Genomic DNA, 17,270 nt, shown 5'->3' on the forward strand with positions numbered 1-17,270 from the left:
GTTCAGTTTTCAAAGAACTAAAAGCGGGTGAAGAGAATCGAACTCTCGACCAGAGCTTGGAAGGCTCTTGTTTTACCACTAAACTACACCCGCGTGGTCGGGAAGACAGGATTTGAACCTGCGACCCCCTGGTCCCAAACCAGGTGCTCTACCAAGCTGAGCCACTTCCCGTAATTGGCGCGCCCGAGAGGAGTCGAACCCCTAACCTCTTGATCCGTAGTCAAACGCTCTATCCAATTGAGCTACGGGCGCTTATTCATGATGTTTTTTCGTCGTTGTAATTTGGCGACTCAATTATCTTATCATACTACATTTTCAAATACAAGTACTTTTTTAAGATTTTTTTGGTGCGGCCGAGAGGACTTGAACCTCCACGGGGTTTCCCCCACTAGGCCCTCAACCTAGCGCGTCTGCCGTTCCGCCACGACCGCGCGGAAAAAACAAAAGTGAGCCATGAAGGACTCGAACCTTCGACCCTCTGATTAAAAGTCAGATGCTCTACCAACTGAGCTAATGGCTCGTAAATGGCTGGGCTAGCTGGATTCGAACCAGCGCATGACGGAGTCAAAGTCCGTTGCCTTACCGCTTGGCTATAGCCCATCGAAATAATTATCTTCTTTTCAAAGACAAATGTTATTGTAACATAATATCCAATAAAAAACAACTGCTATATAGCAGAAGTTAAAATGGCGGTCCCGACCGGGGTCGAACCGGCGATCTCCTGCGTGACAGGCAGGCATGTTAACCACTACACCACGGGACCATTTGGTTGCGGGGACAGGATTTGAACCTGCGACCTTCGGGTTATGAGCCCGACGAGCTACCGTGCTGCTCCACCCCGCGACAATACTATTCATATAAAATCATATGGTGGAGGATGACGGGATCGAACCGCCGACCCCCTGCTTGTAAGGCAGGTGCTCTCCCAGCTGAGCTAATCCTCCGAAGTGGTGACCCGTACGGGATTCGAACCCGTGTTACCGCCGTGAAAGGGCGGTGTCTTAACCACTTGACCAACGGGCCAATATGTATGGCAGAGAAGAAGGGATTCGAACCCTCGCACCGCGTTAGCGATCTACTCCCTTAGCAGGGGAGCCCCTTGAGCCACTTGGGTACTTCTCTGTATGGCTCCGCAGGTAGGACTCGAACCTACGACCGATCGGTTAACAGCCGATAGCTCTACCACTGAGCTACTGCGGAATAATGAAGACAATTTGTATCTTATAAAAATTCTCTCTGTAAGTCAAGAAGTTTTTAACAACATCTTGTTCAAACGTGACATGTTTATAATATACTGGATTGCGTTTTTACTGTCAAGATGTTTTCGATATCGGTTTGAGTTTCCCTTTACACTTTCCACAGACATATCTTTTTGTATTTATTTGACGCCTTCTTACATATTGAAGTGAACACTCCATACATTCATACTTATAAATCTTTTTTTCCTTCTCTTCATTAATCATTCGTTTACAAAAACGTGGTGCATCAACTTTCTTTAACAACTCACGAAAATCCCTGTCCCTGTGCTTATACCCTCTTCCTGCAATATGTAAGTGATAATGACAAAGCTCATGTTTAATAATCCCGACTAACTCTTCTTCACCATACACTTCGTAATATCGATAATTCAATTCGATATTATGACTCTTCAATAAATAACGCCCACCAGTTGTACGTAATCTATTATTAAACACTGCTTTATGTAAGAACGGCATCTCAAAGTATTGTAGTGACACTTCTTCCACTAGTCGCTGAATTTCTTGCTCATCCACTCTCATTCCTCCTAAACAAAAAAATATTTTTACACTTTTCTCCCTTCTTATACATATATTAAATAGTACATATACCCATCCTCATGTAAGAAGCGTGGTTTCTAAAAACAAAACATGAATAGAAATCCACTCACCAACCTCTCATCAATAGCATTTTAGATTTTTGAGAGCAGGATTAAACAAGGAGGGATTCCTATGCCTACGTGGCTAAAAAAACAAATGCAACGTGCATATTTCGAAAAAAACCGGTATCAAATTAAGTTATTAAATGAATGCTGGTTTTATTATAGCAAAATACATCAAAGCTCATAATCCATTACACTTTTTATTCCATAAAAAAAGAGCAGTTTCATCTGCTCTCTTCTCTTACTATTCAATCGGCAACATAGATAGTGCAACGCGTCCTTTTTTTGTATCAATATCATCTACCCATACTTTTACAATTTGCCCTACTGATACAACATCTAACGGATGCTTTACAAACTGTTTGCTAAGTTTAGAAATATGTACTAAACCATCTTGCTTTACGCCAACATCAACAAAAGCACCAAAATCAACAACGTTACGAACTGTTCCTTCTAATTCCATACCACGTTTTAAATCTTCTAATTTCAAAATCCCTTTTTTCAGAAGTGGTTTAGGCAACTCATCCCTCATATCGCGTTCTGGACTAATAAGCGCATCTATAATATCAACTAACGTCGGCTCCCCAACTCCTGTTTCTTGAGATAACTTAGAAATCTCTACTTCTTCCAATCTCTTTTGTAATTGCGGTTGTCCTACGTCATCTATCGATAACCCTAGACTCTTCAATAATAATTCAACATTTTTATATTGCTCTGGATGAATACCTGTTCGATCTAATGGATTCGCTCCTTCTAGTATACGTAAGAAACCTATACATTGTTCATACGTCTTTGCACCTAAACGTGGGATTTTCTTTAATTCCGTGCGCTTCGTGAATTTCCCATCTTCTTCTCTCTTTGCCACAATATTTTTCGCAACAGTTTTCGATAAACCTGAAACATATTGTAACAATGCAACCGAAGCCGTATTTACATTAACCCCAACTTGGTTAACAGCTGTTTCTACTACAAATGTTAATGATTCATTCAGTCTCTTTTGAGATACATCATGTTGGTATTGTCCAACCCCAACTGATTTAGGATCAATTTTCACAAGTTCAGCAAGTGGATCTTGCAGACGTCTCCCAATAGAAACGGCACTTCTCTCTTCAACTTGTAAATTTGGGAATTCCTCACGGGCTAAATCAGAAGCTGAATATACACTAGCACCCGCTTCATTTACAATAATATAAAAGACATCTCGGTTCACACTTTGTAATACATCTACTATAAACTCTTCTGTTTCTCTAGATGCTGTCCCATTACCAATTGCAATCATTTCAACTTGATATTTATCTATAATAGAAAGAACTTTCGTTTTTGCATCATCATATTTACGAACAGGTGGATGCGGATAAATAACATCGATATGTAGTACTTTCCCCGTATCATCTACTACAGACAATTTACAACCAGTTCTATATGCCGGATCTACCGCTAGCACGACTTTCCCTTTCATCGGAGGTTGTAATAATAAGTTACGTAAGTTCTCAGAGAAAATATGTATTGCTTGTTCTTCAGCTGTTTCTGTTAATTCTTTACGAATCTCTCTTTCGATTGAAGATTGAATTAATCGTTTATAACCATCTTCAATCGCTAATTGTACATAATGTGCACTTTTCGAATCGTTATCACGAATTACTTTCTTATTTAAGAAAGTTACTATCTCATCTACTGGCGGAACAACAGCAACTCTCAATATATCTTCTTTCTCGCCACGATTCATTGCTAATACACGATGTGGTACTACTTTTTGCAATGGTTCTTCATAACTGTAATACATTTCATATATATTCTTTTCATCTTTTTCTTCATCTTTCACGGACGAAGACATAACACCTTTTCTAAAAGTAACATTTCGAATCCAACTACGATACGCAGCTTCATCTGAAACCATTTCTGCAATAATGTCTTGTGCACCTTGTAAAGCTTCTTCTGCAGATTGCACTTCTTTCTCTACATTAATAAATTCCACTGCCTTTTTAGCCGGATCTTCTTTCTTATATAACAATAACCATTCAGCTAATGGTTCTAATCCTTTTTCTTTAGCAATTGTCGCTTTCGTTCTTCTTTTCTCTTTATATGGACGATATAGATCTTCTACTTCTTGCAACTTTGTAGCTTTAACAATTTGCTGTCGTAGCTCTTCTGTCAGTTTCCCCTTCTCATCAATAAGACGAAGAACTTCTTCCTTCCTATCTTCAAGTTGCATCATATATTGCCATCTCTCTAAAATCGTACGAATTTGCACCTCATCTAAAGAGCCTGTCCATTCTTTTCGGTAACGAGCAATAAATGGAACTGTGTTACCTTCTTCTGTTAATTGAATAACATGACGAACTTGCTTTTCGGTAAAGCCTAATTCTTTCACTAACATTTTCATTAACGCTTGTCGATTATCTACCATTTCCATATACAACCGTAACCTCCTCTATAATAAAAAAAGTTGCCCTTCAAAGAGAGCAACTTAAACTGCCGATTTAAAAATCTATTAGTCCTAAACTAATTTGTAACGCTTCATCTACACGACTCATCATCACTTCATCCAAATGAGTGATTTTGTCCGTTAAGCGTTGCTTATCGATTGTTCGAATCTGCTCAAGTAAAATAACAGAATCTCTCTCAAAACCATACTTTTTCGCATCAATTTCCACATGAGTGGGTAATTTCGCTTTTTGAATCTGTGCAGTAATAGCCGCTACAATCACCGTTGGACTAAAACGATTTCCGATGTCATTTTGAATGACAAGAACCGGACGAACGCCTCCTTGCTCAGAACCAACAACTGGGGAAAGGTCTGCAAAATACACGTCGCCGCGTTTTACAATCAAAATATTACCCCCCGCTAACTAAGCGTTCTACTGTATGAGCTGCTTCATACTCTGCTAAGAAAGCTTCAGATGCAATACCAAGATTAATTTTTCCCATTTCAATGTACCCACGTCGCATTGATTCATGTTGGTAGCGTTTCTTCGTCTTATGTTGACGCAATAACAATTGTGTTGCCTGGCAAATTAGTTCATGGCGATTCTTATTCTCTTGTTTTCCAATTCCGTCCAATTCCGTTACCATTTGCTTTGGCAACCGAACCACGATTTCAGTAGTTACACTTGATTCGGACACAAAAATACACCTCCACCGTCAACTACACACCCAAATATATATATGACACCTATTGTAATAATACCATTGTATGGAGCCTGTTGCAAAGACTTCCTTATTCCTTGCTTATGTTTTCCAATTCACAAACAAAACATTCATCTTCTTAAATTTTTTATCTCATAACTCACTAAAAACAATAGAACTCCTCTTCAAAACTTACGTGCAACTTATATAAAAAATGATTATAAGTAAAAAGCTTCTCATCAAAAAGAGCTTATTATCCAGCAATGAACAGTCACCCCAATGACAAGAAGCAATCATACTACCTTCTATATATTGTTCAAGTAATTAATTATCTCTACAACCTTACCATTCCGTATAAATATTCTTGGCACACGGAAACTGATCGTTGCAATAATTTCATAATTAATAGTCCCTGAGTATTCCGCAACCTCTGTAGCGCTAATATACTCATCTCCTTGCCTTCCAATAAGCGTAACTTTCGTACCAAGTGGCACTTCACAAGGAAGATGAATCATGAACTGATCCATTGTTACTCGCCCTACAATCGGTACCCTTTTACCATTTATAAGCACTTCAAATCCTTGTAACCTTCTAAGCCACCCATCTGCATAGCCAATCGCTACAGTCGCAATCCATTCTTCAGTTTTCGTTCGGTAGGTGACATTATAACTAATTCCATCACCTTTAATTACCTGTTTAATATGAGCGACTTTCGTATGAAGTGATAGCGCCGGTTCTAATTCAAATGGTAAAAAAGGACGTATTTCTACAGAAGGAGATAATCCATACATTGCAATCCCAATTCGCACTGCATTAAATGTAATCCCTTGAAAACGTAACGTCGCAGCACTATTAGCTGTATGAACAAACTTAGGATCCACTCCGAATTCTTTCAACCAACTTAACTGCTCTAAGAACGTGTTATATTGCTTATCAAAATAAGAAGTCTCAACCTCATCTGCCGTTGCAAAATGCGTGTATACTCCTTCTAACTCTAAAAACGGTGCACCCTCTAAACTCTTTAAAAATTCTTTTAGCTCTTTTCTTTCACGTATTCCAATTCTCCCCATACCACTATCAAAGTTAATATGGAATTTCATTACAGATGAACCATCCCAAAGTTTAATTGCTTCGTCCACCCATTCTTTTTGAAAAACAGTTAGCGCTACATCATTTTCAGCAGCTACATTTACATCACGCGGCGGCGAGGGACCTAATACTAAAATCGGCTCAGTAATACCAGCCCTCCGAAGCACTAAAGCCTCATCTAAAAAAGCAACAGCTAACCTTGTTGCACCTGCTTCTAATGCCGTTTTAGCCACCGGTACATAATCGTGCCCATATGCGTTTGCTTTAACTACAGCAAAAATCTCTACATTACTTGGGATGAACTCTTTAATATGTGTAACGTTGTTATAAATGGCATCTAAATCCACTTCCACCCAAGTGTCACGGTAAAATGGTGCTTCTTCCATAAATACACTTCCTTATACACGATATGCGAAGCTTATTCTTTTATATGCTTCTTTTATGAAATCCACCTTCAAACTAAGAAAAGACGTGGTGCACATATATCACCACGTCTAAGAAGTTTACTTCACCTGCTTCGCTGTAACTGAACGAGCAACCATTAACAGCTCCTTCGGCTCTAAACCTTTAGACACGAGCATATATTCTACTCCGTTATGCGACCACGTTACAGAGTCTTTTGTTAATGCACCAATCGTAAACCCAAGATCAACTGGTTCTCCACTTACACTTACCGCTGATGATGCCTCTGCAACTTTTGCCTTTTCTTGTATTAAAGTAAAGGATTTCTTATTTCCAGTGTATGTGAGTATCGCACGCTTGCCACTGTCTGTCTTCAACTCTTTTTCATCTTGCAGAGTCATACCTTGTGGTGTATCAAGTGGATACAAAATAGCAAACGGTTTGTCTTCTTTCGCTGTTGTTTGAACATCTACCTGCGCTCTAGACATATTTTGTTTCGTATCAAATGCACCTTTATCAAATTTCGCATCGAATTTCACTTTAGAGAAATCTACTTTCACAAGAACATTTTGATCATTATCCATTAACTTCACTGAAACTGGAGTCAAGTCGCTCTTATTCAATGTAATCTCTTGTCTCGGCAACATATTTTGATGTTGATAGTTTGTTTTTGTTTTAAAAATATAATACTTATCTGTTTTCTCAAAAGTAAGGTTTTTCTTGTCCTGCAAAATATCTCTTACAAGTGATTCATATAAATAAGCCTGGCTACTATTTTGCGGCCAATCACTTTGAAAACGGAAGCTCTTATTAAGCGCTGGCGTTAATACAAATACACCTTCTTCATTTCTCAAAATAATTTGGCTCTGATCTTTTTTTGCATTTTTTAAATTCACACGATAAAAAGACGGTTCCTTATGCCAAATCTCTACGTTATACTCTTGAGGCTCATTGCCTGTTTTAATAGATAATTTTGCCTCAGCTTGATAACTTTTCATCCCTTTTACTTTTGATTCTAAATCTCTCACGACATCATCTTGCTTCTTTTCCATACAACCCGCCAACACAAAAACGGTCAACAAACCGACAAGAACTAAAAACAGACGCCTTTTCATCAATTCAGCCCCTTTGCCCCTATAAATGAATGGAAGATGTACCTTCCTTATCGCTACCTCAAATATATGAGACAAAGATATAAAATATGCAGACTAGCGTGACGAGCTTTCTAAAACAACTTGAGCAACAGCAAATTCCTTACTATGACTAATTGATAAATGAACAATATGCTCTGTACTTGTAATCAGAATTGGCTTACCTCTTTCATCATTTTTCACTTCAATATCTAAAAAACTCACTTCTTTTCCGATACCAGTACCTACAGCTTTTGAATACGCCTCTTTCGCTGCAAACCTTCCAGCTACAAACTCTGTAAGGCGACTTCCTTTCAGCTCCATAGCAACATTACGTTCATTTTCCGTTAAAATACGTTCCATAAATTTAAGCTTTCCATCTAGCATTTTTTCAATACGATTTAATTCAATAATATCGATACCAATCCCTATAATCATTTCGAAATCCCCTTCTTCTATTTAACTTTCTTCTTTCATATTGATAAGAATAACAGAGAATCTTTCTGATGCAAAAGGGGTGATAGTAACCGTATGCTAATAAGATCCACTCATATTTCTTTACAACCGACTATTCTTACCTTACTGCTTATTCATTTAGTCATGATGATATTAGGCGACTTTTTTCTCTTACCACTGGCAGCCTCTAATGAATATATCGCGAAAGGAGAATGGTGGCGTGTCATAACTTCTCTTCTCGTACACGTAGACTTACAACATTTTCTTTCTAATAGTATTTTTTTGTTTGCTCTTGGTTCTTCTATCGAAAAGCAACTCGGACACTTTTCTTTTTTTATTCTATTTTTTCTCTCTGGAATTTCTGGAAATATTTCTTCTTATATTATTATGCCGCTTGAATATATTCACGCAGGTGCATCAGGTGGTATTTTCGGACTATTAGGTGCACAGTTATTTTTATTGTACAATCGATACCGCTCTTCAAAACCAAAAGAAATTGCCATTTTCTCAATTATGATACTTCTATTACTGCTATTTACTTTCTTTAACCCTTCTGCCAATCCGATCAGTCATTTAACAGGTTTAATAACCGGTGGCATTTTAACCCCTTTTTTAACAAAAAAAAACGATGGTGCAAAGCTTATTTAATATAAAAGCTTGCACCATCGATAATTTCTACATCTACTTGTTCACTTAAATCTCTCATTAATTGAAATAAAGACTCATCCTTCATCTTCGCCTCAATCATACAATCAATTTGCGGAACACTTCCCTTTATCCTTCTTAAAAAAGATAAAAATGCGTCTACATTAATATAATCTGCATGAGCTCTTGGATCTTTTCCCTCTCTAGGGCTAGAGATATGCATTTTAATCGGCAACAAAGACGTTTCCCACGTATGAACAACACGTGCCCAATCTTCATACCAATCTTCTTGCTCATTATTCATCATATGGTGATGCAAGTCAAATACGACGGGAATATCTAATTTTTCTCCTAAATATAATGTTTCCTCTAACGTAAAGGTTGTATCATCATTTTCTAATATAATCATTTCTTGAATACCCCTTGGGACATTCGACCAATTCTCTATAAAGCGCTCTAATGCAAGTTCTTTATCTTTATATCCTCCTCCAACATGCAGTACACATCGTTGCTTATGTTCAATCCCCATGCCTTTTAATAATTTTTTGTGCATCTGCAATGTTTTTACAGATTGTTTAAAAACACTCTCCTCAGGTGAATTTAGTACAACAAAATGATCTGGATGGAAATCAATTCTCATATTCATATGAACTGCATATTCACCTAGTTTTTTTAAATTTTCTTTTAACGGACGAATATAGTTCCACTCTAGCAATTCCTCATGATTCGCTAAAGGAATGAGCTTTGAACTGAGCCGAAAGAAAGATATGTCATGTCCTTTATTATGCTTTAATAAACGTAAACAATTTTCTAAATTGGAATTAGCAATTCTTTCAAGCTTACGAATTGCAGCATCACGATCATCTAATTTCTGAAACTGTGCATACGTCATCGTTTGAGATGGAGATGCATTCTTCAAATGTACACTCATCGCAACGTAACCAAGCCTTACAAGCATATAACAGCCCCTTTTCTATCATAACTATTATGTAGTATGCACAATTATAGAAATAAAAAAAGAGAATGCCCGCAAAGGGCATTCTCTTTTTTTATTAAGCTTGTGGACGGCTATGATGTTTTCTTTCGCCGCGTCCATTTGAAGAACCAGGGCGACCTTGGCCTTCACCTCTACGACCACGACTACCACCATCACGATTACGATCGCGGTTACCATCACGATTGCGATCACGGTTTCCGTCACGATTACGTCCATCACGGTTACGGTCACGATTACGTCCATCGCCACCGCCGCGTGCATCACGACTACGATTACGGTTACCATCACGGTATCCGCCTCCGTTACCGCCGCGTTTTTTAGAACCGCCGCCTCTTGAAACAACAGGTGGTTCTGATGTTAAAGCGATCGGAGTTGTATCCGGCTCTTTAGTCATCATTTTTAAAGCAGCAGCTACTACTGTTACAGAGTCATTTTCTTCTAACATTTCTTCTGCAATACGCTTGTAGTATGCTAAGTTTTCATTTTCAATTGTGCTTTGAAGCTTTTCAGCGATTAAACGTTGTTGACCTTCTAATGCCTCGTCAAGTGTCGGTGCATCCATACGGTCCATTTTACGTTTTGTTGTACGCTCGATATTTTTTAATTGTCCTGATTCACGTGGTGTTACAAATAGCATTGCAATACCTTTTTTACCTGCACGACCAGTACGACCGATACGGTGAACGTATGATTCTGGATCTTGTGGAATATCGAAGTTATATACGTGCGTTACGCCTGAAATATCAAGACCACGTGCAGCAACGTCTGTTGCAACAAGAACTTCAATAGAACCTTCTTTAAATTTACGTAATACAGACATACGTTTCGCCTGAGTTAAATCACCGTGAATACCTTCTGCAGCATAACCACGTAAGTTTAATGCTTCTGATAATTCATCAACACGACGCTTTGTACGACCGAATACGATTGCAAGCTCTGGAGATTGAATATCTAATAAGCGTGTTAACACGTCAAACTTTTTCTTTTCTTGCACTTCTAAATAGAACTGCTGAATGTTTGGCATTGTTACTTCTTTTGCTTTTACTTTAATGTGTTGAGGCTCAGTCATGAAACGCTCAGCAATACGGCGGATTGGATCCGGCATTGTCGCTGAGAATAGTAATGTTTGATGTGTTTCTGGCACATCTGTTAAAATTGCTTCAATGTCTTCAATGAAGCCCATGTTTAACATTTCATCCGCTTCGTCAAGAACAACTGTCTCTACGTTTTGCAGACGAAGTGTTTTACGGTTAATATGATCTAAAATACGACCCGGCGTACCAACAATAATGTGTGGGTGTTTTTTTAGAGCACGAATTTGGCGGTTAATATCTTGACCACCATAAATTGGTAAAATACGAACGCGTTTATGCTTACCAATTTTGTATAATTCTTCTCCAACTTGAATTGCTAATTCACGCGTTGGCGCGATAACAATACCTTGAACCGATTCTTTATGTGTATCCACTTTATCTAATAGTGGTAATCCGAATGCTGCTGTTTTCCCTGTACCTGTTTGCGCTTGCCCAATAATATCTTTACCTTGCAATGCATGTGGAATTGTTTCAGCTTGAATTGGTGTAGCCTCTTCAAAGCCCATACTTTCAACAGATTGCAGTAAAGAATCACTTAATCCTAATTCTCGAAATGTTGTCAATGTTACTTCTCCTTTTCTATCCTATACTTATCATTTAAAAAAAGGCGTTTTCCGAATTTGCGGAAAAGCCCTTTTCCTGAATGCTCACGTATATAAACGGGCGTATATTCTTCACGAAAATACTTCTAAACGTTATTACACTTTATCAATTATAAGTTTTGTATGTGTAAAAAGCAAACCCAACTGTTACCTTATTTTCATATTCAGAGTTTTTTTCTTCACTTTTATTTTTTTATATTTACTGTAAGCGCTTATTATAAGTTTCTTCTATTTTCGTAACTATCATCCCTATTTATATACACCAATTATTTCAACATCGTAATTACTTCTTCTAATTTCATACCGCGAGATGCTTTTATTAATACAACATCTTTCACATCGACTACTGCTTGTAAATCTTTTACTAACTCTTCTTTATTATCATACGCCTTTACACGTTCATTAGGGAAATTAATTTTCGCTCCTTCAGCAATTTGAGCCCCTAATCTACCGTATGTGAATACATGTGAGATTTTTGCTGGATCAATTAATTTTCCTACCTCATAATGGAACTGTACTTCTTGATCTCCAAGTTCTAACATATCACCGAGCACAACGATTTTTTTAGCAAAACCATCTAAACCATTCATTAAATGGAATGCTGCTTCCATAGCCGTCGGGCTTGCATTATAAGCATCGTTGATAATTGTTAAACCACTATTTGTTTTCACAATTTCCATACGCATGCCCGTCATTTGAAGTGTTACTAAACCTTCTTTCATCTCTTCCCACGTTACACCAAAATGTTTCGCAATTGCCATTGAAGCAAGTGTATTATACACATTATGTTTTCCTAACACCGGTAAGTAGAATGAAATATTTTCATCTCTATTCATTTTGAAATGTGTCCCAGTTGCTTGTAATGTTACAGTCGTTGGATAATAATCGTTTGCTCTTGCATCACCAAACGTAACCGTTTCTGCTGCTAAATTCATTCCAGGAACACGATTCGTTAATAAAGGCTCATCTCCGTTATATACGAACACGCCACCTTCTTGTAATCCTGTAACAATTTCTAATTTCGCTTCAGCAATTGCCTCACGAGATCCTAAATCCATTAAATGTGCCTCACCAATATTTGTAATGATAGCTGCATTAGGACGAGCTAACTTAGATAAGAATTCAATTTCGCCTCGGCTTGACATACCCATCTCTAATACTGCTACTTCTGTATTTTCTTCTAAGTTTAAAATGGTAAGAGGTAATCCGATATGGTTATTGAAGTTCCCTTCTGTTTTTTGCACTTTGAATTTAGTCGCAAGAAGACTTGTTACAATATCTTTCGTAGATGTTTTACCGTTACTACCCGTTACACCTACAACTTTAACATCCAATTGATCGCGATAGTTTTTCGCTAACATTTGCAATGCCGATAGCGTGTCTTCTACAAAAATAACCGGAAGATTCTCAGGTGGATTCGCTACATCTTTCATCCATAATGTAGCCACAGCTCCATTTTCAACAGCTTTATCTACAAAAGCATGCCCATCGAAGCGCTCCCCTTGAATCGGAACATACAAGTTTCCTTTTTCAATTTTTCTCGTATCAATAGACACGCCTTGAATAGTAATTCCCTCATATTGCTCTGCTAATTCAGTACCATTTACCATCTGTTCCACTTGCTTTAACATTCGCTTTATCATATATAAACGCTCCTTACATAGAGGAAGCACTATTCCTATGAATAGTGCTTCCTCCTTTTTTGTTAGATTGTATATTTAATTTTTTGTTTTTCTTCGTGACGTTCAATCGCTAAACGAATTAGCTCTTCGATTAATTCTGGATACGGTAACCCAGTATGTTGCCATAATAGAGGGAACATACTGAACGGTGTAAATCCTGGCATTGTGTTTACTTCGTTAATATACACTTCTCCATCTTTCGTTAAGAAGAAATCAGCTCGCGTTAAACCTGCACCGTCTAATGATTGGAATGCAATAATCGCATCACGCTTAATTACATTAGATTCTTCTTCTGTCATTTCAGCTGGAATAATTAGCGCCGTATCACCATCGATATATTTCGACTTATAATCATAGAAGTCCTTTTTCGGAACGATTTCACCTACAACTGAACATTTCGGCTCATCATTACCTAGTACCCCAACTTCTACTTCACGACCTACAATATTTTCTTCTACAATAATTTTGCGATCAAATTGGAATGCCTCTACAAATGCATCCTCAAGTTCTTCACGATTTTTACACTTATTAATACCAACACTTGAACCAAGGTTCGCTGGTTTTACGAAGCAAGGATATCCTAACTTATCTTCTACTTTAGAATAAGCTTCCTCACGATTTTTTTCCCATGCACTACGAATGAAGGATGCATATTTTGCTTGTTTTAAACCAGCCTCTGCAAAGATGTTTTTCATAACAACTTTATCCATACCAGCAGATGATGCTAGAACACCATTTCCTACATAAGGGATATTCATTAATTCTAATAGTCCTTGAACCGTTCCATCTTCACCGTTTGGTCCATGTAGTAATGGGAAAATAACGTCAATAGCGTTCTCCTCAGAAGCTGCAGATGGGATAATTTCTGTACTTAATGATAACGGAGAAATCGCATTTTCTGCACCGCTCATTTTTAAAGCTTCAACATCTGTTACTTCGCCTTCAATACGCTCACCGCGTATCCATTGACCTTGTTCTGTAATATAAATTGGATGAATCTCGAATTTATCTTGATTTAACGCTTTAATAGCAGCAAGAGCCGTCTGTAGCGAAACTTGATGCTCAGCTGATTTTCCACCATATAATAAACCTAATTTAATTTTCGTCAATGAAATCACCCTAACCAATTGTTTTCATTTTTCTATTTTAGCACTTTTTATAAAAATAGGTAGTTCCTATTTGAAATAAAATGTAACTTCCATAAATAATTAAATAACATCACTTATTGGTTTTTCATTTCATTTTCTATATAACTACACAAAATAAAATGGCAATCTAATCTAGTTATGTACCTAAAATATGTAGAAATCCCCTTTTTTGTGTATGTCACCTATTCACTAAGAAGATTGTTTGGTTAGTGTGTCTTTTTGCCTTTGCTCCACAAGGCGATCTAAAGAAACATATACAATACCTGCAACTACACATCCTACAGCTAAAATTGTAAATAGAAAGTGACCAAGTAATCGATCTAATAAAAAACCGCCCAAAAGTGGACCAAATGCGCTTCCTGTAATCCACTGCAAACTTGCAGCTCCCATATAAGTCCCTCTCAAATGCTCAGGGGCCAAATTTGCTACAAATGTCATCTGTACAGGCGACATAATCATCTCACCTAACGTATATATAGCATAAACGAACAGTAGTATTATTAAAATAATTGTAGCATTTGTATTAAATTCTCCAAACCACTTCGGTAACCACCCTATAAAAAATAATCCAATCCCGAATAAACACGCACCATATAACATCGTCTTCCCGACTGGTTTATCCGTAGCCCATTTTGAAATTTGAAATTGGAATAAAACAACTAATAGTCCGTTTAACGCCATTAAATATGGATATGGATTATTCGTTCCAAAAATATGCTTCATTTCATTATCAAAATGTAGTGGCAACATGCCTTCGGTTTGAGAAAACCCCATCGAAATGATAATGCCTGCTAATAAGTAAATCATTAATGCCTTATCTCGCATTACAATTTTCCAAACTGCCCCAGCTTCCTTTTCTTTATGTTCTTCCTTATCTGTCCTTTTTGGCATCGTCTCTTGAATAAGAAGTAATACAAGTAACGCATAAAATAGCATTGTAGAAGAGGCAATAATAAACACAAGGTTCTTTGACAACACAACTACTGATGCTCCCATTATCGGACCAATCGCAGCACCTATATTGTGTCCCATTCGTAATAAACCATATGCCTCTGTTCTTTTTTCTGGTGCCGTTACATCCGCGACCATAGCTGATGCAGCTGGATGAAATAAAGAATTACTCAACCCTAAAAAAATAGATAAAATTGCATATGGAATAAATCCTTCTATAAATAGAAAACCGAGCATTAATAATGCATTACTTGCCATAGAAAATATCATAATAGGCTTTCTTCCATATATGTCAGCAATTCTCCCTCCTATAAGTGATCCAAAACTTGCAGCAATTGGAGAAAGCGCCATAATAACCCCAACTTCCAACAACGAATCTACCTTATCTTTTAAATATAATGCAAAAAAAGGCATTAACATCATCATTGCAATTCCATTTAACGTCTCTCCAATAAATCGAATCCATACGTTACGGTCCATCTCCCTTAACTCACGCCACGTATTTTTCATCATTTCACCCCTTTAGTTAGCCAACAATTATCTTATAATAAGTTCAGAAAAATGTAAATTTTCAAATAAAAAAAATCCATTCTAACAGAATTAGAATGGATTTTTTCGCTTATAAATTCGCAACATCTTCTTCTTTTTTACTATTATTTAAAGCACTATGTTTTCGGCTATATAAGAAGTAAACCGCTATACCAATAACCATCCATATCCCAAAACTAATCCATGCTGTCCCCGATAATTGAAGCATTAAGTATAAACAGAAAATCACTGTTAATGCTGGTAAAAATGGTACAAGCGGAGCCTTAAATGCCCTTGGTAAGTCTGGATGAGTTCTTCTCATTACGATTACCGCAACAGCTACGAGTGCAAATGCTGACAATGTCCCCATATTTACAAGATGTGCTAAAACATTTAAATCTATTAATCCTGAAATCAGTGCCGCAATAATCCCCGTTGTCCATGTATTTAAAAATGGCGTTTTAAATTTTGGATGAACTTTAGCAAGACGCTTCGGTAGTAAACCATCTCGGCTCATCGCATAAGAAACACGAACTTGCCCATACATCATAACTAGCATTACTGTTGTAATTCCTGTAATTGCTCCTACTGAAATTACCCCCGCTAAACCATCTTGTCCAATAAATTGAAGTGCAAAAGCAACTGGATCTGATATATTTAGCTGTCCGTATGGAACAATTCCTGTCAAAATAAGCGAAACAACGATATAAAGAACTGTACAAATTAATAACGATGCAATAATACCAATTGGTAAATCACGTTGCGGACGTTTCACTTCTTCTGCCGCTGTTGAAACTGCATCAAATCCTATAAATGCGAAGAATACTGTAGCCGCTCCAGCCATTACACCATCTAAACCAAATGGCATAAAAGGCGTCCAGTTTTCAGGTTTCACATAATTAAAACCAGCAAAGATAAAAATAAGAACAACTGCTATTTTAATAAATACCATAATGTTATTTACTCGTGCACTTTCACGAACACCCCTAGATAAAAGAACTGTCATCACTAAAATAATTAGAACTGCAGGTAGATCAATTATTCCACCCTTACCTGTACCAGGAGCCGAGGAGAGAATAGTCGGAATATGAATTCCAAACCCCTTTAATAAAGATTGAAAATATGCAGACCAACCGTTCGCTACAGCAGATGTAGCAAGTAAATATTCCAGCATTAAGTCCCAGCCAATTAAAAATGCGAATACTTCCCCCATCGTCGCGTATGTATACGTATACACACTGCCCGAGACAGGAACTGAAGAAGCAAATTCAGCATAACAAAATGCAGCAAAGGCACAAGCTAGAGCGGCAATCGCAAATGATAATATAATAGCTGGCCCAGAATGTTTCGCTGCCACAACACCCGTTAGAACAAAAATACCAGTTCCAACAATTGCTCCGATTCCAAGCATAGTTAAATCTAGCGCGCCCAATGTTCTTGCTAACGTTTTTTGCTTACTTTCTTGCATTAACTTTGCAATTGGCTTCTTTTGAAAAATTTGCTTCATCTTTCACCCCTCCAAG

15 protein-coding genes and 12 tRNA genes are annotated in these 17,270 nt (G+C 37.5%); 2 read left to right on the plus strand and 25 right to left on the minus strand.

Features of this window, described 5'->3' with window-relative positions:
• Nucleotides 1-22: 22 nt before the first annotated feature.
• The 13 genes from DN404_RS25260 to DN404_RS25320 all read right to left on the minus strand — a co-directional run bounded on the left by DN404_RS25260 (nucleotide 23) and on the right by DN404_RS25320 (nucleotide 1,772).
• Nucleotides 23-93, minus strand: a tRNA-Gly gene (locus DN404_RS25260).
• A gap of 1 nt (nucleotide 94) precedes the next feature.
• Nucleotides 95-171, minus strand: a tRNA-Pro gene (locus DN404_RS25265).
• A gap of 4 nt (nucleotides 172-175) precedes the next feature.
• Nucleotides 176-252 (minus strand) — tRNA-Arg (locus DN404_RS25270).
• A gap of 93 nt (nucleotides 253-345) precedes the next feature.
• Nucleotides 346-431 (minus strand) — tRNA-Leu (locus DN404_RS25275).
• Between the two features lie 16 nt (nucleotides 432-447).
• A tRNA-Lys gene (locus DN404_RS25280) sits at nucleotides 448-520 on the minus strand.
• A gap of 5 nt (nucleotides 521-525) precedes the next feature.
• Nucleotides 526-600: transfer RNA gene (locus DN404_RS25285), tRNA-Gln, on the minus strand.
• Nucleotides 601-687: 87 nt separating this feature from the next.
• Nucleotides 688-763: transfer RNA gene (locus DN404_RS25290), tRNA-Asp, on the minus strand.
• A gap of 3 nt (nucleotides 764-766) precedes the next feature.
• Nucleotides 767-843 (minus strand) — tRNA-Met (locus tag DN404_RS25295).
• Between the two features lie 25 nt (nucleotides 844-868).
• A tRNA-Val gene (locus DN404_RS25300) sits at nucleotides 869-944 on the minus strand.
• Between the two features lie 4 nt (nucleotides 945-948).
• A tRNA-Glu gene (locus DN404_RS25305) sits at nucleotides 949-1,023 on the minus strand.
• Between the two features lie 8 nt (nucleotides 1,024-1,031).
• Nucleotides 1,032-1,122: transfer RNA gene (locus DN404_RS25310), tRNA-Ser, on the minus strand.
• 3 nt (nucleotides 1,123-1,125) lie between these two features.
• Nucleotides 1,126-1,200 (minus strand) — tRNA-Asn (locus DN404_RS25315).
• Nucleotides 1,201-1,313: 113 nt separating this feature from the next.
• Nucleotides 1,314-1,772: a SprT family protein gene (locus DN404_RS25320; protein WP_000344237.1), complete on the minus strand. Its 459-nt coding sequence runs from the start codon at nucleotides 1,770-1,772 to the stop codon at nucleotides 1,314-1,316.
• Nucleotides 1,773-1,967: 195 nt separating this feature from the next.
• Between DN404_RS25320 and cmpA the strand changes: the two genes are divergently transcribed.
• Nucleotides 1,968-2,084: a cortex morphogenetic protein CmpA gene (gene cmpA / locus DN404_RS25325; protein WP_001143642.1), complete on the plus strand. Its 117-nt coding sequence runs from the start codon at nucleotides 1,968-1,970 to the stop codon at nucleotides 2,082-2,084.
• Nucleotides 2,085-2,141: 57 nt separating this feature from the next.
• Here cmpA and DN404_RS25330 read toward each other — a convergent pair whose 3' ends face one another.
• The 6 genes from DN404_RS25330 to acpS all read right to left on the minus strand — a co-directional run bounded on the left by DN404_RS25330 (nucleotide 2,142) and on the right by acpS (nucleotide 8,082).
• Nucleotides 2,142-4,310 (minus strand): Tex family protein, encoded by a 2,169-nt coding sequence (locus tag DN404_RS25330; RefSeq protein ID WP_000426236.1) that lies wholly within the window; start codon nucleotides 4,308-4,310, stop codon nucleotides 2,142-2,144.
• A 67-nt stretch (nucleotides 4,311-4,377) separates the two neighbouring features.
• Entirely contained in the window at nucleotides 4,378-4,728 is a 351-nt protein-coding gene (ndoA, locus tag DN404_RS25335) for a type II toxin-antitoxin system endoribonuclease NdoA (RefSeq protein WP_000635965.1), read from the minus strand.
• Between the two features lie 4 nt (nucleotides 4,729-4,732).
• Nucleotides 4,733-5,020, minus strand: a complete 288-nt coding sequence (locus DN404_RS25340; RefSeq protein WP_000004570.1) for an antitoxin EndoAI — start codon at nucleotides 5,018-5,020, stop codon at nucleotides 4,733-4,735.
• Between the two features lie 308 nt (nucleotides 5,021-5,328).
• Nucleotides 5,329-6,498, minus strand: a complete 1,170-nt coding sequence (alr, locus tag DN404_RS25345; RefSeq protein ID WP_000390615.1) for an alanine racemase — start codon at nucleotides 6,496-6,498, stop codon at nucleotides 5,329-5,331.
• 117 nt (nucleotides 6,499-6,615) lie between these two features.
• Nucleotides 6,616-7,566, minus strand: coding sequence for a LolA family protein (locus DN404_RS25350; RefSeq protein ID WP_002004297.1), 951 nt, complete (start codon nucleotides 7,564-7,566; stop codon nucleotides 6,616-6,618).
• A 156-nt stretch (nucleotides 7,567-7,722) separates the two neighbouring features.
• Entirely contained in the window at nucleotides 7,723-8,082 is a 360-nt protein-coding gene (acpS, locus tag DN404_RS25355; protein ID WP_000583415.1) for a holo-ACP synthase, read from the minus strand.
• Between the two features lie 93 nt (nucleotides 8,083-8,175).
• Here acpS and DN404_RS25360 point away from each other — a divergent pair, with 93 nt between their 5' ends.
• Nucleotides 8,176-8,748, plus strand: coding sequence for a rhomboid family intramembrane serine protease (locus DN404_RS25360; RefSeq protein WP_000908523.1), 573 nt, complete (start codon nucleotides 8,176-8,178; stop codon nucleotides 8,746-8,748).
• Here the strand turns inward: DN404_RS25360 and uvsE are convergent.
• The 6 genes from uvsE to DN404_RS25390 all read right to left on the minus strand — a co-directional run bounded on the left by uvsE (nucleotide 8,741) and on the right by DN404_RS25390 (nucleotide 17,254).
• The gene (gene uvsE, locus DN404_RS25365; RefSeq protein WP_000961166.1) at nucleotides 8,741-9,703 is read right to left on the minus strand and encodes a UV DNA damage repair endonuclease UvsE; all 963 of its coding nucleotides are present in this window, start codon (nucleotides 9,701-9,703) and stop codon (nucleotides 8,741-8,743) included. The genes DN404_RS25360 and uvsE overlap by 8 nt on opposite strands.
• Nucleotides 9,704-9,797: 94 nt before the next feature.
• Complete coding sequence (cshA, locus tag DN404_RS25370) at nucleotides 9,798-11,399, minus strand: degradosome RNA helicase CshA (protein WP_000206585.1); 1,602 nt, start codon at nucleotides 11,397-11,399, stop codon at nucleotides 9,798-9,800.
• Nucleotides 11,400-11,704: 305 nt separating this feature from the next.
• The gene (murF, locus tag DN404_RS25375) at nucleotides 11,705-13,081 is read right to left on the minus strand and encodes a UDP-N-acetylmuramoyl-tripeptide--D-alanyl-D-alanine ligase (RefSeq protein WP_000595957.1); all 1,377 of its coding nucleotides are present in this window, start codon (nucleotides 13,079-13,081) and stop codon (nucleotides 11,705-11,707) included.
• Nucleotides 13,082-13,143: 62 nt separating this feature from the next.
• Entirely contained in the window at nucleotides 13,144-14,229 is a 1,086-nt protein-coding gene (locus DN404_RS25380; protein ID WP_016124207.1) for a D-alanine--D-alanine ligase, read from the minus strand.
• A gap of 228 nt (nucleotides 14,230-14,457) precedes the next feature.
• Nucleotides 14,458-15,729: an MDR family MFS transporter gene (locus tag DN404_RS25385; RefSeq protein ID WP_049108565.1), complete on the minus strand. Its 1,272-nt coding sequence runs from the start codon at nucleotides 15,727-15,729 to the stop codon at nucleotides 14,458-14,460.
• Between the two features lie 109 nt (nucleotides 15,730-15,838).
• Nucleotides 15,839-17,254: a branched-chain amino acid transporter BcaP gene (locus DN404_RS25390; RefSeq protein WP_000809361.1), complete on the minus strand. Its 1,416-nt coding sequence runs from the start codon at nucleotides 17,252-17,254 to the stop codon at nucleotides 15,839-15,841.
• Nucleotides 17,255-17,270 lie beyond the last annotated feature (16 nt).

The organism is Bacillus sp. TE8-1 (genome assembly GCF_008368855.1).
Lineage (GTDB): Bacteria > Bacillota > Bacilli > Bacillales > Bacillaceae_G > Bacillus_A > Bacillus_A cereus.